This is a genomic window from Colwellia sp. KS18-150 (assembly GCF_057551365.1).
In genome coordinates, this window is sequence record NZ_BAAJMC010000020.1 from 31674 (window position 1) to 54287 (window position 22614).

Genomic DNA, 22614 nt, shown 5'->3' on the forward strand with positions numbered 1-22614 from the left:
GTCATGAAAAAGTATAATTTGTATTCTAGCGATGGCTGTCATTTATGTGAGCAGGCATTAGCAATATGTTCAGCAGTGTTAAAAGCTGATGAGTTTGAAGAAATAGATATAGTGGAGCAAGAAAGTGTTGCTCACGAAACAAAAACCTTGGTTGAGCTCTATGGTGTTCATATACCTGTACTAGAGCGCTTGTTCAATGACTCGAGTGATAACAAAAAATTATTCTGGCCTTTTAGTGCCGAACAAGTCCAAAAATTATAGTGGTAGGTGAGGCGACAGCCTGACAAGAGAAATATTATGGAATTATTAAGAATAGCCAATGGTGAACTTGCTTTTGGTGAAGATAAAATTTTAGATAAAGCTGAGTTAAGTGTTCAAACAGGTGAGCGCATTTGTTTGGTAGGCCGTAACGGCGCTGGTAAATCAACCTTAATGAAAGTCTTAATGGGCTTGCAAAACCTTGATGATGGGCAAATTCTAAAATCAAACACTATGCAATTAGCGATGTTGGAGCAAGATCCACCTGAGTCATCTGATTCAAGTGTTTTTGACTTTGTTGCTCAAGGGGTGAAAGAAAATGCCGATTTAATCAGCCGTTATCATGGCTTGATTCATTTAATTGGTGAAGATCCAAGTGAAAAAAACCTTAATAAATTAGCAAAAGTACAAGATGAACTTGAACAAGCAGGAGCTTGGCAAGACGAGCAACGTATTGAACAAGTAATGAGTACCTTATCACTCAATGCTGATGCTAAAATTTCCGACTTATCAGGTGGTTGGTTAAGAAAATTAGCACTTGCCAAGGCCTTAGTTACTAACCCCGATATATTGTTACTTGATGAGCCGACAAACCATTTAGATATTGAAAGTGTTTTATGGTTAGAGAAGTTTTTAAAAGACTTCTCAGGCACTATTATATTTATTAGTCATGATAGGGCGTTTATTCGTGGTTTATCAACGCGTATTTTAGATCTCGATCGCGGACAATTAAAAAGTTACCCCGGCGATTACGATTTATATATCGAACAAAAACAACACGACTTGCAAGTTGAAGTTCAGCAAAATGCTTTATTTGATAAAAAGCTTGCCGAAGAAGAAGTGTGGATACGCCAGGGTATTAAAGCTCGTCGTACCCGCAACGAAGGTAGAGTTAGGTCATTAGAAAAGCTTAGGCTTGAACGTAAAGCACGTCGTGAAGTACGTAATCAAAGTACTATGAATATTAGCCAAGGAGAGCGCTCAGGCAAACTTGTTTTTGAGGCTGAAGATGTCACCGTAGCATTTGGTGATAAAGTCGTCATCAATAAGCTGAATTTACTGATCAGTCGTAATGACAGATTAGCTCTTATTGGTGCTAACGGTACAGGGAAGTCAACGCTAATTAAACTTATCATGGAAAAGTTAGCAGCCAGTAGCGGTAAAATGCGCTCTGGGGTTAACTTAGAAATCGCTTATTTTGACCAGCATCGCGAAGCCCTTGATGTTAACAAAACAGTACAAGATATTGTCGGTGAGGGCAAACAAGAGGTGATGGTAAACGGGCGTACTCGCCATGTGCTTGGTTATTTGCAAGACTTCCTTTTCAGTCCCAAACGTGCCCGTACACCGGTTAGAGCGTTATCTGGTGGAGAGAAAAATCGTTTATTATTAGCAAGGTTATTTTTACGCCCAAGCAACCTACTTATTCTCGATGAGCCAACCAACGATCTCGATATAGAAACATTAGAGCTTTTAGAAGAAGTAGTTGCAAATTATGCAGGAACAGTTATTTTAGTCAGCCATGATCGAGATTTTGTTAATAATTGTGTTAATACCTGTTTATATTTTGATGGTACAGGTAGTATTAATCAGATTGTTGGTGGCTATGATGATGTTGATAGTTATCTTGCGTTAAAAGAAGAACAAAGACAGTTACAATTAGCATCTGCAAATAAACAGCATAAAACGCAAACCGTTAAACCGACACCCGTGCCTGTTAAACCAGCAACTAAAAAGAAACTATCGTTTAAAGAAAGTCGTGAGTTAGCAGAGTTACCAGAACTTATTGATAACTTAGAAAATAATATCGAAAAATTACAAGAACAAGTGAACCAAGCTGACTTTTTTAGTCAAGATGGGCAGCACACTAAAAATATATTGAACCAGCTAGCGGAAAATGAGTCAAAACTCGACCTTGCCTATTCTAGGTGGCAAGCGCTAGATGAGCAGTAATTAATTTGAATTTTAAAGTAAGAGTTAAGTAGTCGAATGAACAAATTTGTAAAATCAGTACTGGCTGTAGGTATAACTACAGCCTTAAATGTAAGTATTATTAGCAATGTTAATGCTGCTACCTATGAATTAGTTGATAAACAGGCCGTGAGTACACTTAAGTATTCTTACGCACAACATCAAAATAGTTCAGGTGAAATGGCGATATCAGGCACAAATTTATATAACTTTCCTGTGCAATATGACTATTTAGACGAAGACGACTTTGATGCTATAGAGCAATATGTTTTTGTTCGATACCTTAGTGTTAATGGCTTAGATTTCATCGAAGATGGCGATGCCTTAAGAGCGGGTGACCCTACGGCGAATGACTTAGCTTGGGTGGTGAGGTGGTTACAAGATACCTCAGGCGGTAAAGGCTTAGACTTTGAATATCAGAAAGTGGGCGATACCATTCCCATGACCAACTCTGGCGGCGAAAGTAAAGACTACTCAATTTGGGATGTCACATTTGATGGCACAGATACCCTGACTCGTTCAACGGTAGATATTGTTAGTGGTATAACCGATAGCGGTATCTCTTACGGTACTGCAACAGCGCCTTATTTGCCTAGTGAACCACATACTGACTCTGATGGTGTTGAGCATATATACTGGCTTACTGAACATGGAATTCGAGGTTTTTTCTCTTATAATTTAGGAGCTGAAATTTTCGAAATTGTTCCAATTGAAACTATTCACACGGGTGGTGTTTCTGCGGTTTTAGATGTCAGTGAATCTGGTGTCGCTGTCGGCTTTAGTAGTTATAAAGTTTCTGAAGCTTTTGATAATTCAATAACCAGTGATGATGGTGGTTGTGCTGATCCTGAGGTGGTTCCAGGTGCAATGACTTTAGAAGCGTGTATTGCTGATAGGCAACTACGAGCCACGTCTGATATTTTTCATACCATGGCATTAAAAGCGACGTTATCACCGACAGGTGACCCTGTAGTTGAGCAACTTGGCTTATTAGTAACACCACACCCTGATGATATTCGCCCTTATTCTAGCTATGCGTTAGCCGTAAACAATAATGGTGTTGCAGTTGGCTATGCAGATGGGTTTAATGACGAAAGTGTGACAAATCCAGATGAGGATGAAAGAAGAAACTACCATTATGCCGTGGTATATAAAAACGGTGATGTTATCGATTTATCCGGCGAACATAAAAATGATGAAGCTAGTTCGCGCGCATATGATATCAACGATGCGGGTATTGCCGTAGGTCATATTACTAAAGCCATTAATGGCGCTGCAGTTAATAAATTCTTTTATGTAGATACAAACGTCAGCCAAGATGAAGTAGAAATGATTTTACCGGATGACTTTTTTAATGGCTCAGATAGTACGGCGAGAGCAATAAATAATAACGGTTTAATTGTTGGTGAAGGTGAAATTGAAACACATCAAGAGAGTATCTCTAATGGTCAAGTAATAAACCCTCGTCGAACAGCGGCATTTGTTTACAATATGAATGACGATATTTTCACTAATTTAAATGATCAAATTCCATGTGCGTTACGTCAAACTTATGACATTATTGAAGCACGAGGTATCACCGATTCAGGTTTGATTTCAGCAACAGCTATTGTTAAAGAAGATCGCCGTGATGCTAAAGGTGAGGTTATGTTAGATGATAACGGTGACCCATTACGCGAAGACGTGGTACGTGCTATTAGTTTAAATCCTATCCCTGATACAGGTGAAGTGTGTACTGCTGAAGAGGAAGGAAAAGTGAAACGCCAAGGAGCAAGTGTTAGTGTTGCTAGTGCATGGTTATTAGTCGCTATTTTAGCTTTCCGTAGAAAGTACTTAAATTAACTAGATTCGAAATACTCAGTATTGTTTCTATTAAAAAGCACCATTAAGGTGCTTTTTTTTTATTTATAAATAAATTTCTCAGCCAATCAAATGCTTAATAACTCTCTTAACTTTTATCACCTTGATAGGTTGTTTTTTAGCTGATCCTTAACTAGGTTTAGTATGGAGATGATAAAAATAAAGGAGCGTGAATTAATGATGAAAAGGCAAAAACGAGACCGCCAAGATAGGGCTCATACAAGAGGTTACCAAGCAGGTATATCTGGACGTTCAAAAGAACATTGCCCTTACCAGAGCGCAACAATTAAGTCACAATGGTTAGGCGGTTGGCGTGAAGCCATAGAAGATAAACAGCAAGGCTTATTTAAATAAACAACCGAGTGATTTATTGATTTTAAGTCTATTAGATTTATTGGATGCAAAAAGCCCAGCAACAGCTGGGCTTAATTTTTTGTGTATTGTAAATATTGATTAATAAGCATATTAGAGCATATTAATTTTACAATGAAACAATATGCGTAATATTAAAAACTGGTAGTATCTGCAAATAAACCAACTTTAAGATCTTTAGCGGTATATATTTCACGACCATCTACGCTAACGCTGCCATCGGCAAGTCCCATAAATAATTTACGCTTAATAACGCGTTTCATATCAATCTTAAAAGTCACCTTTTTAGCAGTAGGTAAAATCTGACCGGTAAATTTAACTTCACCTACACCTAAAGCACGTCCTTTACCAGGGCCGCCTGACCAGCCCAAAAAGAAGCCTACTAATTGCCACATAGCATCTAAGCCTAAACAGCCTGGCATAACAGGGTCACCTTTAAAGTGACAGTCAAAGAACCATAAATCAGGGGTAATATCTAATTCAGCAAGGATATAACCCTTACCGTGTTCTCCGCCATCTTCGGTAATAGTAACGATGCGATCCATCATTAACATATTGTCGCTAGGAAGTTGTGAGTTACCCTCACCAAACATTTCACCAGTACCAGCTTTAACTAAATCTTCTTTACTGTATGAATTCTGTTGTGCCATTGCCATATTAATTGCCTACATTGAGTATCGAATAAATTTCTAGGTCGCTACTTTAGCGAACACTTGTACACTAAACAACTCTGAACAGTTAAAAAATACATTTTCATGACATAAATCATCTCTTAGTGTGCCTAATTTGTACTGATTTTATCAAAGACTTTATTGCAAATTCAGCAAGGCAGAGTAACATAGTGAGTCATTGTCGAAGGGTAAATCGTAATAGAGATTAAAATGGACGACACGGTTAAAAAGAAAAAAAAAGCGATGACCAATGCTGAAAAGCAAAAACGTTATCGTGAACGACAAAAAGAACGTGGCAAACAAGAAATGCGTGGTTACTTAACGCCAGAGGCGAAAGTATGCTATCAGCTTATTTCTGAACAGACTAACTGGTCTGACTCAATTATATTGAGCAACGCGGTGAGACTTACTTATGCGGCATATAAAAACGGACAAATAGGTCTACTAAACAGTTGGTTAAAAGATAATGAATTGTAATAATAGCCAAAAGGGCAAATTCCATTGATAAATATATTATTAGTTGATGACCATGAGTTAGTGCGAACTGGTATCAGTAAAATATTGAATGAAGTAAAAGGCTTTAAGGTCATTGATGAATGTAAAACTGGCGAAGAAGCGGTAAAATTTTGTCGTCAAACTGAGCCCGATGTTATTTTAATGGATATGGATATGCCTGGAATGGGCGGTTTAGAAGCAACTAAAAAGATATTACGTTTTACTCCTGATGCTAAAGTTATTGTACTTACAGCTCATAGTGAAGATCCTTTTCCAACTAAAGTAATGCAAATAGGTGCTTCTGGCTATTTAACTAAAGGCACGCCCCCGCAAGAAATGGTTAATGCAATTCGTGCGGTAAAAAGTGGTCAACGCTATTTACCGGCTGAAATTGCTCAACAAATGGCGTTGAGTCAATTTAAATCTGCTGAAGAAAACCCTTTTAGCTCTCTGTCTGATCGAGAGTTACAAATTATGCTAATGATCACCCGTGGTGAGAAAGTGCCTGATATTTCAGAGCACCTTAATTTGAGCACTAAAACCATCAATAGCTATCGTTATCGCATGTTTGAAAAACTTGATGTTGGTAACGATGTTGAACTTACTCACTTAGCCATACGCCATGGCATGTTAAAAACTGAACAGTTATAGTTTTGAGTGATTTAAGTACCACCGAAAAACCGAATTTTGATCATGAGGCTTTTCTTAAATCCGTAACAGAGCAACCGGGTGTTTATCGTATGTATAACGATGAGCAAACGGTTATTTATGTCGGTAAAGCTAAACAACTAAAGAAACGTTTAGCCAGTTACTTTCGAAAAGATCTCGGCTCAGTAAAAACTAAAGTGTTAGTGAGCCAAATTTGCGCGATTGATGTAACCGTCACCCATACAGAAGGGGAGGCGTTAATACTTGAAAACAACTACATCAAAAAATATCAGCCTAAATATAATATTTTATTGCGTGATGATAAGTCATATCCTTATTTACTGATCACGGCACACAAACACCCTAAATTAGGATTACATCGAGGCGGTAAACGAGTTAAGGGTGATTATTTCGGACCGTACCCTAGTGTTGGTGCTGTATGGGAAAGCTTGCGGTTAATGCAAAAAATATTTCCAATTAGACAATGTGAAGACAGTTATTATCGGGCTCGCTCTAGGCCGTGTCTTCAACATCAATTAGGACGTTGCTTAGCCCCCTGTGTTGATAAAGTTTCAATTGATGATTACCAACAACAAGTTGATTTAGCAAAACTATTCCTAAAGGGTAAAAGCTCTGCCGTCACTGAGCAACTGGTGAAACGGATGGGGGAGGCAAGTGAGCAATTAGATTTTGAACAAGCGGCTAAATTTAGAGATCAAATCACCACCTTAAGAAAAGTACAACAACAACAATATGTGAGTGGTATTGCTGCAGAAATGGACGTACTTGGGTTATACCGTTTTAAATCGCAGGTTTGTGTCCATTTATTGTGTATTCGTGAGCATAAAATATTAGGGAGTAAAAGTTACTTTCCGACGGTACCAGCACAATCAACAGACAATGATATTTATGAAGCTTTCATTGCTCAACATTATTTATCTGAAGAGCCCTTAAATAATGGTCAAGGAAATATCCCCAAAGAAGTGGTTGTCAGTGAAGCACTAGAGCAACATACAACGTTAACAGAGTTATTGTCTAACCAAGCTGAGCATGACGTTAAGATATCCCACCGATTGCGTGCTGAGAGAGCACAATATTTAAAGTTAGCCAATACTAATGCACAAACTGCATTGGTCACCCGAAATAGCCATAAAGAGTCTATGCAGGCGCGTTTTGTCGCCTTGAATGAAGTTTTTGAACTTGCTAATGGTATTCATCGCATTGAATGCTTTGATATAAGCCATACTATGGGACAGCAAACAGTTGCTTCTAATGTTGTTTTTAACCAAGAAGGACCATTAAAATCTGATTATCGTCGTTATAATGTTCATGGTATAACACCGGGGGATGATTATGCTGCAATGGCTTTTGCATTAAATAAGCGTTATGGAAAAATTAAAGCTGATGACATTGATTCTTTAAAAAAAATGCCTGATATCATTTTTATCGATGGGGGAAAGGGGCAATTAGCAAAAGCAGAAGATTTTTTTGCTCAATTAAACCTAACCGTTACACCGCTACTAGTGGGTGTTGCCAAGGGAGAATCAAGAAAACCGGGGCTGGAGACTCTAATACTAGCTGGTAGTCATCAGTTAATTTCATTACCGGCCACTTCTCCGGCATTACATCTAGTTCAGCATATTCGAGATGAGTCACATCGATTTGCTATAACCGGTCATAGAGCAAAACGACAAAAAGCCAGTAAAAAATCCACTTTAGAATCAATCGAGGGCGTAGGCGCTAAAAAAAGACAAGCATTATTGACTTTTTTAGGTGGTATGCAGGAAGTGAATAAGGCTGAATTGGCAGATTTAGAAAAGGTACCAGGCATTAGTAAAATATTAGCAAAAAATATTTATGATGCTTTGCATGACAAGTGATTGTATCTAGCGTGTGAACTTGTGTAAACTAGTGTGCAAAATACTTGCTGTGAAGCTAAATGCTGAAGTAAAAAGCCATGTGGACTATACCTAACCAAATCACTTTATTTCGGATCGTTTTGATCCCCGTTTTTATTCTCGTTTTTTATCTACCCTTATCTTGGAGCCATTTTGGCGCATTTGCTATCTTTTGGACAGCGTCTATCAGTGATGCTTTAGATGGTTATTTAGCAAGAAAGTTAAATCAGTCGTCTTCTTTTGGAGCCTTTATTGACCCTGTAGCTGATAAGTTGATGGTTGTTGCCGCCTTGGTGATGATAGTTCAAGATTATCAAAGTTGGTTGGTCGCTATTCCAGCCATTATTATGGTTGCCCGTGAAATATTTATCAGTGCTTTACGTGAGTTTATGTCTTCTCGTGGTAAGCGTGATGTCATTGCAGTGTCTGAAATGGGTAAATATAAAACAGCTGCACAGATGTTAGGTATTATGGGCTTAATTTGGCGTCCAGACTATGATATCCCATTAGTGTTATTCTATTTACCCCATGAAGTCATAAATTATGCCGCTTATTTTTTCTATTTTGTTGCGACAGTATTAACACTTTCAACTTTAGTCGACTATTTTAAAGCAGCATGGCCTGAATTAAAGACAGGCAATTAGGAACGAACAAGTCTTTATGGCTTGAACAACTCTATTTTCAAGCTTAAAGGTAAAAAAAAACACCAAATTAGCTGCTTTTTGAGCAGTTAAAATAAAAAAAGAATTTAATAGTTGACTGTTACTTAATTCGATGTAGAATGCGTTTCCGTTGACAGGGAGACAACAAGCAAAGCAGGTTATGCAGTAAGTTACTGTTACTGAGTTGTTATTTATAAGGATGTGAATCGAAATTTATTTCGATTGATTGCAAGCTCTAATGAAGCGGCTGTAGCTCAGCTGGTAGAGCATCACGTTGCCAACGTGAATGTCACGAGTTCGAGTCTCGTTAGCCGCTCCAATTTTTAGTTTGTAAATCACTCAACTCGTGTTGATAAAATGGCGGGTTGGCAGAGTGGCTATGCAGCGGATTGCAAATCCGTGGACCTCGGTTCGACTCCGGGACCCGCCTCCATTTTGCCCGGGTGGTGGAATTGGTAGACACAAGGGATTTAAAATCCCTCGCTCATAGAGCGTGACGGTTCAAGTCCGTCTCCGGGTACCATTTCATCAACAATGATGTTGAGTAAAAAAGTCGTTTTAGTGTTGATTTTGTCTTGTTAAAGAAAATTACTTACGCTAGAATGCGCGCTCATTTTTAACGAAATGAACGAATAAATATCTACGAAGCGGCTGTAGCTCAGCTGGTAGAGCATCACGTTGCCAACGTGAATGTCACGAGTTCGAGTCTCGTTAGCCGCTCCAATTTAAGGTATTTAAGTGTTAGATTTTTCCGACACTAAAAATGTAAAAGCTCTAATGAAGCGGCTGGTTTAAGCTGGTAGAGCATCACATTGCCAAAAGCGAAGTGAATGCCACGACTTATGTTGATGAGAATAGTCTCGTTAACCGCTCCAAGAGAAAGATGTATATAGCTCTAATGAAGCGGCTGTAGCTCAGCTGGTAGAGCATCACGTTGCCAACGTGAATGTCACGAGTTCGAGTCTCGTTAGCCGCTCCAATATTAATTTTGTTTCTAATGCAAAGTTAAAGTAGGGAACCAAACCCTACTATAAAAAGTATTATCCGATGCCCGGGTGGTGGAATTGGTAGACACAAGGGATTTAAAATCCCTCGCTCATAGAGCGTGACGGTTCAAGTCCGTCTCCGGGTACCATCTTTAATAGCTGTCATGTTATAAAACTCAATAAGTTATATCAAATATCCTTCCTCGAAAATCATAATTATCACATTCTTGCTTTAACATTACTTTAAATTACTTCTACCTTTTAATCTAATTAAATTACCACTAATACATTTAGTTTCGCTAATACTCCACGTTAATCAAACTCTCATTTATATGTTTGTCCTATGATTTTAAACTTAATATTTACAGTTGTAATTGAACATAAGCTGCTTAGAAATAGGCGCTCGCCTTAACACATTTTTTTAATAACCGCTGTTGCATGTGGAGTATGAAAGCATAAGAGAGACTAATAACTATTTGTAAATTGATAGGTTTATAAAATGACGTAAGTTAGTTAACCTTGTAAAAATTCTGTTAATTGTTATTCTGTTGAGTAAAAATAATACTTATAACGTCTATTTATATATTCATCAAGATGTTACAGGAAGGAATACCATGAATATTAAGACCGCAACTTCTCTATCTTTGTTACTAATGTTATCTGGCTGTGCTTCGCTTATTAAGCTTCCTAATAATCCACCTGATTTAATTCAACCTAATAAGATGAAAAATAAGAATGCGAATGCGGCTACCTTTTCAAAGCTGATAAGTGACGGGCAAACTTGTTTCAAGGAAAAGCTATTAGGTGCTAAAGAGCATCCAAATAAGAAAATCATAATCAAAGAGTATATTGATTTATATAAGGAAACTTTGCCTCACTATTCAAGAACGTCACCAAATATGGATGCCGTTTTACGAAACTCTAAAAAATACGCTCGAAGTTTAAATAAAGCTAAAATATTCAGTGTTAAACATTTAGACTTTGATGCAACAGAGGGCTGGGTGATCATTCGAGAAGAAACTAATAGTGATGTAGATGGAACAATTCCTGTTACCTATTGCGATTATGTAATGAGGGTTCCGTTTTCTATTTCACAGTTAGAGCAAAGTCGAGCGCTTGTCAGAGAGTTAGGAGAAGATCACCAATATTTATCTAGAAAGTCTGGTTACTGGCCAAGCTCTGGTAGGGCTAATTTATTCCGACATGGGGTTGGTGTCACAGGAAAAACCCTCGACCCCTTGGATAAACTCAAAAGTATAATTTATTATTCTCAGTTAGATGACATGGATGAGAAAGAGCCAACTTTCTATGAAATATTGGATGCCATAGATAAGGTTGATGTAAGCCAATACCAAGCTGAAGATATAAAAGACCCTGCTCTTAATAAAGAATTCCGTCTTGCTAAAAAAGCTTTAGATTACAATGCTAACAGTGATGATGACTTTGGCGCTAAATATGGCTGGGTGGATAAGTCAAAATTAAAGAAATACCCAGAAAGCCCTTATGGTAAACGGTGGCGGTTCGAGACATTAGAAATTCATGGCACAAACGGTTTATTCGAATACCGAACAGGCTCGCCTAAAGGCGATTTTGTCGAAATCAGTGTACGCTTTATGTCTCCCTTATATGAAAGATAACTTGATAAATAGGGTTAACTTTTCAATATTGTTAACCTTTTTTTCTACCTTAGTAAGCTACTCGACTTTTGCGGAACGAGGAGAAGTGGATAGATTTAACATCGACGTCCTAAATACAGTCAAAATCGTTGGTGAACAGGTAGAAAACTATGAGAAAACACATCAGCTTATATCCACAAAGCAACAAGAGTATGCCAAGCAAGTTAGTGCCTCGACAGAAATACAACAATACTTTGAGAATGTATATTGGAACTTCCAGTTATCTTTAGGAAGGTTTATTGATACAGGCTTTTGGTTTTATAGTACACATAACAAACCGTTTTTATCAATACCGCTGATTGAGCAAGGTCTCATACAAAGTAGGAATAGCCTCAGCACTTTTCAATTTATTGATTACGCAATTAAGAAAGTAAATATTTTATCTTCTGTCGGTAAATTATCTGATTGCGATGCACTGGCTGTGGAAGGGAAAGGTATGGTTGAGGAAGATTTGATGTTTATCGATATCGACTCTGCCTCTCACTGGAATAAGCTGCAACTATTATCAAATCAACTACGGTCATATGAAATAGAATTAAGCTGTCAATTAGCTAAGCAAGAGCGAAAAAGCTGGAAAGGCCATTGGCAGAAAATAAAAAAATTATATAATAAAAACATTTACCTTAAGTATTATTTCCCACACTATCAGCAAGGCGAAGCCGTTTTAGTTGGTCAATTATTTGAAAATGATCCTCAAAAACTTGCAATTAATACCGATTTACTGATTAAACTCTTTGAACAATTTTCACGTAACCAAGAATGGAAGCAGGCTCTGGAAGTTCATGAGTTACTCTCCGTATGGCTAGATCATAATTTGGTTATCGAAGCAGAGCTCTCTAATAAAAATTTAGCAAAACTCAAGGTACTTGCGAGCGATCCAACAAGTCTTAGGCTCGGGGCTGACAATAACTCGGCTGAAGTACACGCGACTGATGCCGTTATGCCTGTTTTTGGGCAAACACTATCTTCCAAAATTACCACAGGGTCGTATGATAGTTTATTTTTAAACAGGGTCAGATATAGGCAATTGGCAAAGTATTATAAGGAATATATTGACTCGATAACCTTATTGCATAAAAACGATATGAAAAAGGCACTCGTAACAGCTAACGCCTTAGTTGAAACATCAGAAAAAATTGAGCAGTTTTATTTAGAAAATATGTCAACGGCTTTGTTTGGTCAAGACCAACTCGTTGAAAAGAAAATTAAAGCGAATGAAGTGCTAGCACTTATAGCAGAGGAAATGGATTTACTCGATTTGGCTGCGGCTAAATTCTTGGAAAACATTGTTTGGGCTGAAAAAAATAGAAGTTCAATACCCGTAGAATTAAGAGATTATTTTTTTAGATCTAAACTGAGAAACAATTACTTAGGGTTATATAGAATAAAAGCAAAAATCTATCAACGAAATAAAACTGAAGAAAACCTTTTAGCCGTTCTTGATGCGAGTGAAAGACTGAGATCTAGACAGCTCAAAGATTACCTAAAAATATCTTTAGAACATAATGAATCTATTGTAGAGAGAATTAAAGACGATGAACTTTATTATATTATTTCTGATCTAGATGATAGTTTGGCATTAATAGCACTCAGTAAGAGCGATGCAGATGTGCGTTTGATGGATAAACCAAGCGATTGGCAGTCATCTGTGTCGAAGTTGCGAAATCAAGTGGTTAGTAGAGAAACTCTTGAGCACGACAAACTGATGTTTATGTCAAATGTTTTACTCAAGCCATTTATGAGTAAAATTAAGCGCTTCCCCAAAATAAATTTACTCATTGATGGCTCACTTAGCTCATTTCCAATTAGTATTTTACCTGATGATGCCGGTGACCCTATCGGTGTAAGCAAGCAAATCAGCTACCTCGTTAGTTTAGATAGCCAAAACAAACGATTGAGCAGTTTTGAAAATGCAAAATTTTTGGCTATTGCCGATCCTATCTTTGAATATCAATTGTCAAATTTAGGTCTTAATGAGTCTTTGTCTTTGCCTGCTTTACCTGAGACTAGAGATGAAGCAGTATCAATTTCGACAAAGTTTAAAAATAGCTCTACCGTTTTATTGGGTGAAAAGGCAACAAAGGTAAATTTTTTAAGACAATTAACTCTCAAACCTAATGTCATACATGTTGCCACACATGGACTCTTAGATGGAGATCTCCAGTACTTAAATGAACCAGCCCTTGCATTCACAGGGCATACAGAAATAGATGGCTTTTTAACGGCATCAGAAATTAAAAAGCTACGCATTGATAGTGAGCTAGTCGTTTTATCTGCCTGCAATACCGGAAGTGGTGAATATTTTTATGGTGAAAGCATATCTGGCTTAGCTAATGCTTTTGCGCTTGCCGGTGCAAAAACACTGGTGGTTAGTTTATGGCCTGTTGACTCTGTTACAACCGTAAACACAATGCAGAGTTTTTATAAACACTTGTTGAATGGTAAAAGTACTGATGAATCTATGAACTTGGCTTATAAAGAAACTATAAACAGCAGTATGGCTGAGATTGGAATAACAAGAGGTTTGACAAGAATTAGTGGTGAAAATAAAAATATCAAAGATTTTAATTACACAATTCCGCCTTATTACTGGTCACCTTTTATTGTTATTAACTTATAAGGTTATAGTTTTAAAGTGCTGAATTGTTACATCTTTATGGTTTAGTTAAAATTGATATGCGCCATAAATATGAGCTAATAATAAAGCTTATTGCTTAGGGGCTTTTGAACTTTCGAGATTGTTTTTGCAGCGAATTGTTGGGTATTTATACAAGGCAGAGCCTTTGTCATGTGGTTGTTCAGGATAATTGCTCCTGCATTATCTAATAAGTCACATCCATGTGACGTCACATAAAAAGGCGATAACGCCGTAAAAACTCCCAACAAACGCTGTCTGAAGGATTCGGCTAAAAGCGCTTTACTCATTGTTGAGTAGTATTTGCTTAGAATGACTAGGCTAAAAACTACTCGCCGCGATTAAAACGCTTTTATCTCGAACAAAATTTAACTGCGAAAGATCAACAGTCCCTTATATCATCCATTAATGACTGTAATTCTTGAGTAGTTAAACATTGGCCGGCATTCCCACTGTCAGCTAAGGTTTTTTCTAAACGACTTAATTGCATTAATTTTTGGCTCATTTGCTCAATAACAACTTTTAACTCCGCTTGTTTCTCGCTCACACTAAAGAGTATTTTTTCATGATCTTTAGCTTGCTCTTCATTTAATAACACGGCTATTTCCGTTAAATTAAAGCCAAGAGATTGGCAGAATTTAATTAATTTTATTTTTATAACATCTTGCTCTGTATATTCTCGATAACCATTACTATTTCTAGTTGTGCTTGGTAGCAAGCCACGTTGCTCATGATATCGAATAGTCGATGTTGGTACATCGGCAAGCGTAGAGGCTTGTTTAATTTTCATCTTTAATCACCTTGACCTTAAAGTTAACTTTAAGGTTATCATGTTTATATTCATAAGCTATAGAAGAAACTTACATGCAAGATAGCCCTATTTTTAGCTCCTTCACATTCCCAAATGGTAAAGAAACCAAAAACCGAATAGTCAAAGCGTCGATGGAAGAAAATATGTCAGATGAAAGACTGCTGCCTAGTGATGAGTTAATTAATCTATACGCTAACTGGGCTAAAGGAGGGGCAGGGCTATTACTAACTGGCAATGTGATGATTGATAAGCAGGCAATGACAGGACCAGGGGGAGTGGCATTAGAAGCTGCTACTCAATTAGAGCGATTTAAAAAATGGGCCAAGCAAGCTAAACAAAATAATACCAAGATTTGGATGCAAATTAGTCACCCTGGTAGACAGGTGTATAAAAAAATGGCAGGTAAAGTCTATGCGCCCTCAGATGTTGGATTAAATATGGGTAAGTTATCCACCTTATTTGGGGAGCCTTTACCTATGACTATTGAGCAGATTGAAGACGTTATTAAACGTTTTGGTGATACGGCAGCTAAAGCCGAGGAGGCTGGCTTTGATGGTGTAGAAATTCATGCCGCCCACGGCTATTTACTTGCGCAATTTTTATCTCCTTTGGTAAATAAACGTCAAGATGAATGGGGAGGAGTGCTTGAGAATAGAGCGCGGTTATTAATCAGTGTTATTAAAGAAGTTAAATCACGTACGAGTAAGGGTTTTTCTGTTGCTGTTAAATTGAACTCTGCTGACTTTCAACGAGGTGGATTTGATATTGATGACGCATTAAAAGTAGTTAAAATGCTAGAGCCATTAAATATCGATTTAGTTGAACTTTCGGGAGGCAGTTATGAAACACCTGCAATGCAAGGAGTAACTTCTGATGGTCGTACGTTGGCACGTGAAGCTTATTTTTTATCTTTTGCTCAACAAATAGCGAAACAAACGTCGATTCCAGTAATGACTACCGGTGGAATACGTCGATTGCCAATTGCTGAAAATGTACTTAACAATGATGTATCCTTGGTCGGAATTGCTACCGCTTTAGCAATGCAGCCAAACTTGCCTAACCAGTGGCAGGAAAATACTAATGCTGAAGCAGCAGTAATTTCAATATCATGGAAAAATAAAGCACTCAAAGCGTTAGCAACGATGGCTATGGTTAAGCGTAACTTACGTAGAATTGGAAAAGGTAAAGAAACAAATACTTTATTACCGGCCGCAGTAGTATTAATTATCGATCAATGGCGAATGGCCAAACTAACTAAACGATATAAAAAGTACATAAGTCGCTATTAACAATTAAACATTTACTTGAGGAATATCGCACATTGCTTTTACTTATTTTGCAATGAGGCTGTTCACACAGTAACATCGAATATAACCTACGATGTATATAAATTTAGTTTTGTTATATCGAGTAACATAGAAAATACAGAGATAAAGTTAATTATGAATAAAACATTCCCCCTATTAAGCATAAAGATGAGCAGTCATTTGTTTGTACTATTATTTACGTTATTGTTTTCATTCAATAGTCATGCGAGTGAAGATGATTCTTTACGTGATGTTGTTATGGTTGGTAATAACTGGGAAGGCACAGTTGATATTTTTGATCCACATACGTTTGAAGTAATTAAACGTTTAGATGTAGTGCCAGACCGCAAAGAAAGAATGGAAGAAATCTATTCAGGTATCATTCCTCGTATTAAATCTACCTTTATTAGAGAAGTTATCGGTGAAGGGAATGATCAATTAGTTGATGATATGTTTACTTCTAACGATGGACGCTTGCTCTTTGTCTCTCGACCGAGTTTAGCGGATGTTGTGGCAATTGATGTCAATAGTGGTGAAATAGTTTGGCGTACTAAGGTAGCAGGGGACCGTGCTGATCACTCAGCCATATCACCTGATGGTAAAACCTTTTTAGTTTCTGCATCGACAGAGCGTAAAGTACAAGCGATAGATACTGCAACGGGGAAAATTAGAGCTGAATTTGAATCTGGGGATCAACCTCATGAAAGTACTTATTCCAAAGATGGTAACTTAATTTATCATGCCAGTATTGGTAAAGTGTTTATCTCTTCTGAATGGCTAGATTGGTTAAAGGGTGATCGCTGGTTTCAAATAGTTGATGCCAATACTATGGAAGTGATATCACGCGTTGATATGGGAGAGAAACTTGAAGAGTTTGGTTTTCCATGGATAGACAAAGCTATTAGACCTATGGCGCTAGCACCCGATGAACGCTTTGTGTATTTACAGGTATCGTTTTTTCATGGATTCTTTGAATACGATATGCAGTTAAATAAGATAACGCGAAAACTCGAATTACCTATTCCAGCTAAAATTCAAGCATTAGATTATAGTGATTATCAGTTGAATTCAGCGCATCATGGTTTAGCGATGAATCAAGAAGGGACAAAATTATGTGTCGCAGCCACAATGTCTGGTTATGTTGCGATAGTAGATAGAAAAACGTTTGAATACCGTCAAATAATATTATCAGAAGATCCTTTAGGGGCTAAGCCATATTGGTCAACGGAAAGTGAAAACGGTAAATATTGTTATGTTTCTGTCAGTGAGCAAGATAGGGTTTCGGTGATCTCATTTGATGAAGCAAAAGAAATAGCGAGTATTCCTGTGGGAGATCATCCACAGCGTATAAGAAACGGTAAAATGTTGTTAAAGCTGTAACAGTTAAAAAGTAATAGTTAAGTAAATAAAAAAGCCCTTATCCGATTGATAAGGGCTTTTTAGTTTTTATCATATAACGATTGATTTAACGTTCCTCGTTTTTAATGACGAGCTCTTACTTGTCTTGTTAGCATTAATAAAGCAATTAACAATAAGGCTAACGCACTTGGCTCTGGCACACTAACTGAGTTGTTATCCATAACTGAATAGCTTTTGTCCATTGAAGTGGTCATAGTGAATGAATCACCAAAATCATCGCCTAAATCAAAGCTATCAAATGACAAGCTAGAGTTACCTGAGCCAATAACGTTAAAATTAATACTCGCTAAAATAAAGCTATCAAGTCCATCTTGAGCAAAAAATAAGTCATCACTAAAAGCAAAGCTGACTTCTGATAGTGAGATACTATCAGTCATGGCAAGAGTAAATTGATCACTTGCAAACATAGGGTCTGGGTAAACATCTAGCTTGCTGCCAAAAGAGGCTGAGGTGTAATTAATCATAGCGTTATCCCAAGATAAAGCTAAGTCAAAACTTGCCAATAGCTTTTGAAAGCCAAAGGCATCTTCTTCAATATCTGAGATGACAATGTCAGCTGTTAACACATCTCCAACTTGATAATCATTTTGATTAAGCTCAACAGACAATAACGTTGCATGAGCGTTTAATGAGATTACGATAGTTGTCAGTAGTACTATTAATTTTTTCATCATTATTTCCTTTAAAGTTCTATATTATTATTCTGTAGCGCAGCGTGAACGAGTACATAAGCTCATTAACGCTCTTACATCTCGGCTATTAACTTGATTGTCTTGATTGAAGTCATAACGGCTATCATTGGCTTCACCGCTGCGGATCATTGATGAGAACAGACGAACATCTTGACTGTCTATGTCAGCATCACCATCAAAATCACCAATAAGCTCAGCAGTGCTTGCTAAATTAAGCGCAATAATGACAGGATCGTGATCTGAGGCGCGATAAGCGTCATTGCCATAGAAAGACGATAGTTGCTCTGCAGACTTGTATTCAGTGTTGTAATCAAAAATACGTGGCTCATCAGCATTGATATGCCAGACACTTGCATCAACTATTTGGCTTACGAGTGAATCACTCGCCAGTGCATGGTCTAAATAACCCATTTCGCCGCCAAAACTGTATGAATACCCGCTAACACCTAAGTGTTTAGCAACTAAATCATGATAGCCTGACGAGGTAATGGCATTAATAGGATCTTCTTTACCATAGGCATTTAAATCGCCAATAATGAGAAAATCTTTATCTTCTGAGCCTGTTGGGTTTGTGTTTAACCAAGTCGTTAAGGTGTTTGCTGCTTGTGTTCTCAGTTCATTCCAACAACCTTGGCCATCGCCAATATCTTGGTTATTACCTGATGCGCTGCTACAGCTACCTTTAGATTTAAAGTGATTTACCGCAATCGTTAGTGTTTCCTTTGTGGCAATTTCTTTAAATGTTTGTACAAGCGGTTGACGATTTCCGTAATCAAAAGGAGCTTGTGTAGTGGTGATGGCATTACCAACTAAAGCAACCGTTGCGGGTTTGTAGATAAAGCCTACCGCAATGGCGTCTTCACCTACACCTGCTTGGTCTATACTTACAAAATCATAACTGTTTTCGCCTAACTGTAGGTTAAGCTCAGCTACAAGGTTGGCAATTGCACTATTGGTAGAGAATCCATCATTTTCTAACTCCATTAAGCCAACAATATCAGCATTAATATCAACTAGAGCAGCGACAATTTTACTGTTTTGACGAGTAAACTCTTCTAACGTATCAGCGCCTCGGTCGGTTGGAAACCCTTGACCGTTACCGTCGCCATTAAAATAGTTTAAAACATTAAAACTAGCGATAGTTAATGAACCGTCGGCTAATTCTGGCTTAGTTGCTCTGACGTTAGTACTTTGAAATTGTGGCACTTGGCTAGGCAATACTCTGTATTCACTGTAACTGTAGTCTATTACTCCTGTTAATCCTGATACTGAATCACCTAAACGTAAGGTGTTTTGGTAGCTCAATTCAGGGGCAGGGAAAATGACAGATTCAGGGTTCTGGGCATTGTTCATATCATCTAGCATGATGCGATTGCGGCTATTTTTATCTGCTAAATTAATTGCTTGCTCGCTACCTGCTGAATAGATGTTAGTAGGGATTATTAAACGAGAGCTTGATAGCGTTAATTGACCAAATCTTGCTAAGTTATAGGTATCAGTTACTTTTAATGTATTAGTAAAGCTTACTGACATACCTTCGATAGACTCCCAGTAATCACTAGTTTCAACAGGTAGATTAACTTGTAGTGGGGTGATAGTTTCACCTTCACCACAATCTAAGAAACCATTGGTTGCCGTTAACTGTGTGCGATTATAGTTTTCAGCAACGATACCTTGAGCTCTTACTTTATTGCCTAATGTTGGTAGACTATTATTGTCATTTAGGTAAACAAACACCCCTTCAGAGGTCAGTACGTTATCATCCATGTCGTTATGTTCTTCTTGGATGAAGAAACCGTTTAAGCTTGCTGCGATTAAAGTGACTGTTCCTTCAATCGTTTTTACTTCATCAATAACCGATGACTCATTATCACTACCTTGTATAACGTGAATTTTATCAGCATCATCACCACACATACCGATAACTGGCTCTTCTCCTGGTTCAGGATCTGTTGGTTCAGCATCAGATAAGTGGCTACCTAAAAAATTGAATGTATCTGTGTCATGAACTTGCCATTCATCAGTTAAATCAAACGTATCGTTAGGGTTGTTGTCTCCAGTACTCACTGAAGCAAGTCGAACTAAGGTTTTGTCTTTTCCCCAATTTTCTCTAACACCAAAGGTACCAATATTATCAATAACGTTACCATCACGTACTAACTCGATGTAATCATCACCATTAAAATTTACTGCACTGACATAATAATCTATATAAGCATTTAGGGCACTTGAGTCACTAATTTGACTCGAGCCAAGTACAACCACGTCTCCTGGTAATATTTCACCTGAGAGTGTATAGCTACTGGTTATAGTTGTGCTGCCATTTGAATAGAGATTAAATTGATAATTATCTAGTGCAATAGCTTCATTACTAGGATTATATATTTCAACGGCTTTGTTAAAACTTGAGCCTTCGATATATTCAGAGAAAAATAGTTCACTACCAGATGACGGAGGCTCAACCGGATCTGTTGGCTCCTCTGGCGTAGAATCATCGCAACTTGAGCCAAAAATTAATGAAGCCCACTCAGGGTGGTCAATAAATGGATTTCTGTTACCTTGAAATTCATAAATGCTGTTATTTCGTTGTTGTTCAAATTCATCAACAGGATCTGCTTCACTCCAGGCTAATAAAGTACATAATTTACCTAATTTAGCTTCGCCAGTTGATGTTAAGTTATCTACAACTTGTAAATCTGGTGTGATGGAGTCAAGACCAGCATAACGAACGTCCATATACATGACTATTCGTGCTACATCGCCTTTTACTGCATCTCGTGGCTCAAATGAGTCACCATCTACACGGTTTTCGGGTGATTCAGCTAACGGGTTATCGCTATTATCAAAATCTAAGTTACCTCGTGAGGCATTAACTGAAATATCGGTAGGGCGAAGGTGATGTATGTCTGAATAAGCTAAAGCACTAGAGCTAGGGAAGCCATGACTTTTTGCCCAAACATGCTCTCGGTTCCAGTTATCAGGATCGGTTGATTGTGAGCCACTACCATTGGAAAACTTAGCTTTTGAAATTCCGCGGTAGAACAAGATAACATTGTCACTATCCATTGGATCTTCATCAGTTACTGTTAATGCCGTCCATGCTTCAGAGTAGGTTAATTGCTTATGGTTAACTGAGATGACTTCATTAATATATGCTTTGATGTCCTCGGTACTTTGCTCTGAACTTATTGCATTAATAACAGGCGCGTAATAGCTCATATCATCAAAATCTTCAGCGCTGGCAATACGTGTTAAATCAGGGCAATTAAAGCAAGCATTAGAGACTGTTTCTGAATTATTATTATCATCATCATCGATAACACTACCAGCTGTCACTAGGATGTTATCCAAACGAAGCTTTTCACTACCTGAATTATTTGCCATGGTAACTTTAATTTGTAAACTCATGCCCGCTGGTATTTCCTGAACGATAGACACTTCAGTAAAATCATCAATTAAAGTATGGCTTTCATTACCCAATCCTTGCCAGTTCTCAATAAGTACAAACTCTCCGTTGTCTATTGAATAAGCTAGATCAAAATAATCAGCGGCTTCATGAGTACCAATTTCACTAGCATTTAAAGAAATAGTGACATTGCTCTGATTTGAAATATCGATTGCTTCAGATAGCCAAATTGCACTACCGTCAATATCTCTAGCTTCTATAGCCCCAGAAGTGACTTTGAACCAATCTGAGGTAGCGTTAAGCTCTGCATTACTGACGTCAATGGTCCAACGGCTAACGTTATCCATATCTATGGTGTCAAAAATAGCCCCTTTATTGTCAAGACTACTGTCGTTGAAATCTTCGGCCCAAAGGGTTTCTGCACTCAAGGCGTTTCCACTGGTCAAGCTTGATGCAACGCACATTGCAAGTAAGCTTAGTTTTAATTTTCCATTACCGAAAAGCCGGCGTTGGCATTTAATAGACGCATTCATTGTATTTCTCCATGTTGGTATTAATTGTTTGCTGACAAATTATGTTTGCTTAAAAAATCAACCTAACTGTGAATGAACGATGTTTCATTTTTGTTACATCGTAGTGAAGGTTATGTTAATTTTGACCATGTGGTCAATATATTTATATTGAATAATATGGGGGAAGATTTGGGAGGGTTATATTGTTAATGAAACACTAAGCTTTGTACGTTTGGCTATGACTAAAGTAATGAGTATATCGCCCGCCAATATTGTCTCTTTGAAATAATTGGTCTATTTTTAATATTAAGACTGATGAATTGAATTAAAACTAT

16 protein-coding genes, 6 tRNA genes and 1 pseudogene are annotated in these 22614 nt (G+C 37.6%); 18 read left to right on the plus strand and 5 right to left on the minus strand.

Going from position 1 to position 22614, the window contains the following annotated elements; genetic code table 11:
• The first annotated feature begins 3 nt into the window (after positions 1-3).
• The 4 genes from AC27IF_RS16970 (at position 4) to rmf (ending at position 4443) form a co-directional block, all read left to right on the plus strand.
• Positions 4-261, plus strand: coding sequence for a glutaredoxin family protein (locus AC27IF_RS16970; RefSeq protein ID WP_487055535.1), 258 nt, complete (start codon positions 4-6; stop codon positions 259-261).
• Positions 262-297: 36 nt separating this feature from the next.
• Entirely contained in the window at positions 298-2211 is a 1914-nt protein-coding gene (uup, locus tag AC27IF_RS16975; RefSeq protein ID WP_487055536.1) for an ATP-binding cassette ATPase Uup, read from the plus strand.
• Between the two features lie 36 nt (positions 2212-2247).
• Positions 2248-4071: a DUF3466 family protein gene (locus tag AC27IF_RS16980; RefSeq protein ID WP_487055537.1), complete on the plus strand. Its 1824-nt coding sequence runs from the start codon at positions 2248-2250 to the stop codon at positions 4069-4071.
• Between the two features lie 198 nt (positions 4072-4269).
• On the plus strand, positions 4270-4443 hold the full coding sequence (gene rmf, locus AC27IF_RS16985) for a ribosome modulation factor (protein WP_487055566.1): 174 nt from the start codon (positions 4270-4272) through the stop codon (positions 4441-4443).
• Between the two features lie 152 nt (positions 4444-4595).
• Here rmf and fabA read toward each other — a convergent pair whose 3' ends face one another.
• On the minus strand, positions 4596-5111 hold the full coding sequence (gene fabA / locus AC27IF_RS16990; protein WP_487055567.1) for a bifunctional 3-hydroxydecanoyl-ACP dehydratase/trans-2-decenoyl-ACP isomerase: 516 nt from the start codon (positions 5109-5111) through the stop codon (positions 4596-4598).
• A gap of 231 nt (positions 5112-5342) precedes the next feature.
• Between fabA and AC27IF_RS16995 the strand changes: the two genes are divergently transcribed.
• The 12 genes from AC27IF_RS16995 to AC27IF_RS17050 all read left to right on the plus strand — a co-directional run bounded on the left by AC27IF_RS16995 (position 5343) and on the right by AC27IF_RS17050 (position 14117).
• Entirely contained in the window at positions 5343-5609 is a 267-nt protein-coding gene (locus AC27IF_RS16995) for a hypothetical protein (RefSeq protein WP_487055538.1), read from the plus strand.
• A 24-nt stretch (positions 5610-5633) separates the two neighbouring features.
• Positions 5634-6278 (plus strand): UvrY/SirA/GacA family response regulator transcription factor, encoded by a 645-nt coding sequence (uvrY, locus tag AC27IF_RS17000; RefSeq protein ID WP_487055539.1) that lies wholly within the window; start codon positions 5634-5636, stop codon positions 6276-6278.
• A gap of 2 nt (positions 6279-6280) precedes the next feature.
• The gene (gene uvrC, locus AC27IF_RS17005) at positions 6281-8155 is read left to right on the plus strand and encodes an excinuclease ABC subunit UvrC (RefSeq protein ID WP_487055540.1); all 1875 of its coding nucleotides are present in this window, start codon (positions 6281-6283) and stop codon (positions 8153-8155) included.
• A 77-nt stretch (positions 8156-8232) separates the two neighbouring features.
• On the plus strand, positions 8233-8817 hold the full coding sequence (gene pgsA / locus AC27IF_RS17010; RefSeq protein ID WP_487055541.1) for a CDP-diacylglycerol--glycerol-3-phosphate 3-phosphatidyltransferase: 585 nt from the start codon (positions 8233-8235) through the stop codon (positions 8815-8817).
• 261 nt (positions 8818-9078) lie between these two features.
• Positions 9079-9154: transfer RNA gene (locus AC27IF_RS17015), tRNA-Gly, on the plus strand.
• A 40-nt stretch (positions 9155-9194) separates the two neighbouring features.
• A tRNA-Cys gene (locus AC27IF_RS17020) sits at positions 9195-9268 on the plus strand.
• Positions 9269-9272: 4 nt separating this feature from the next.
• Positions 9273-9358 (plus strand) — tRNA-Leu (locus tag AC27IF_RS17025).
• 124 nt (positions 9359-9482) lie between these two features.
• Positions 9483-9558 (plus strand) — tRNA-Gly (locus tag AC27IF_RS17030).
• Between the two features lie 180 nt (positions 9559-9738).
• Positions 9739-9814: transfer RNA gene (locus AC27IF_RS17035), tRNA-Gly, on the plus strand.
• A gap of 70 nt (positions 9815-9884) precedes the next feature.
• Positions 9885-9970 (plus strand) — tRNA-Leu (locus AC27IF_RS17040).
• Between the two features lie 465 nt (positions 9971-10435).
• Positions 10436-11458, plus strand: coding sequence for a hypothetical protein (locus AC27IF_RS17045; protein WP_487055542.1), 1023 nt, complete (start codon positions 10436-10438; stop codon positions 11456-11458).
• Between the two features lie 85 nt (positions 11459-11543).
• Entirely contained in the window at positions 11544-14117 is a 2574-nt protein-coding gene (locus AC27IF_RS17050) for a CHAT domain-containing protein (protein ID WP_487055543.1), read from the plus strand.
• Between the two features lie 87 nt (positions 14118-14204).
• Here AC27IF_RS17050 and AC27IF_RS17055 read toward each other — a convergent pair.
• Both AC27IF_RS17055 and AC27IF_RS17060 read right to left on the minus strand, forming a co-directional pair.
• Positions 14205-14422 (minus strand): annotated as a pseudogene (locus tag AC27IF_RS17055) (hypothetical protein).
• Positions 14423-14514: 92 nt separating this feature from the next.
• Complete coding sequence (locus tag AC27IF_RS17060; RefSeq protein ID WP_487055544.1) at positions 14515-14922, minus strand: helix-turn-helix domain-containing protein; 408 nt, start codon at positions 14920-14922, stop codon at positions 14515-14517.
• A 74-nt stretch (positions 14923-14996) separates the two neighbouring features.
• Between AC27IF_RS17060 and AC27IF_RS17065 the strand changes: the two genes are divergently transcribed.
• A complete protein-coding gene (locus AC27IF_RS17065; protein ID WP_487055545.1) occupies positions 14997-16232 on the plus strand; it encodes an NADH:flavin oxidoreductase/NADH oxidase family protein in 1236 nt (411 codons plus the stop codon).
• Between the two features lie 186 nt (positions 16233-16418).
• Complete coding sequence (locus tag AC27IF_RS17070; protein WP_487055546.1) at positions 16419-17630, plus strand: YncE family protein; 1212 nt, start codon at positions 16419-16421, stop codon at positions 17628-17630.
• Positions 17631-17731: 101 nt separating this feature from the next.
• Here AC27IF_RS17070 and AC27IF_RS17075 read toward each other — a convergent pair whose 3' ends face one another.
• Positions 17732-18340 carry a PEP-CTERM sorting domain-containing protein gene (locus AC27IF_RS17075; RefSeq protein WP_487055547.1) on the minus strand — a complete coding sequence of 203 codons (609 nt, stop codon included), beginning with the start codon at positions 18338-18340 and terminating at the stop codon, positions 17732-17734.
• A 27-nt stretch (positions 18341-18367) separates the two neighbouring features.
• Positions 18368-22300: an ExeM/NucH family extracellular endonuclease gene (locus AC27IF_RS17080; RefSeq protein ID WP_487055548.1), complete on the minus strand. Its 3933-nt coding sequence runs from the start codon at positions 22298-22300 to the stop codon at positions 18368-18370.
• Between the last annotated feature and the right edge of the window lie 314 nt (positions 22301-22614).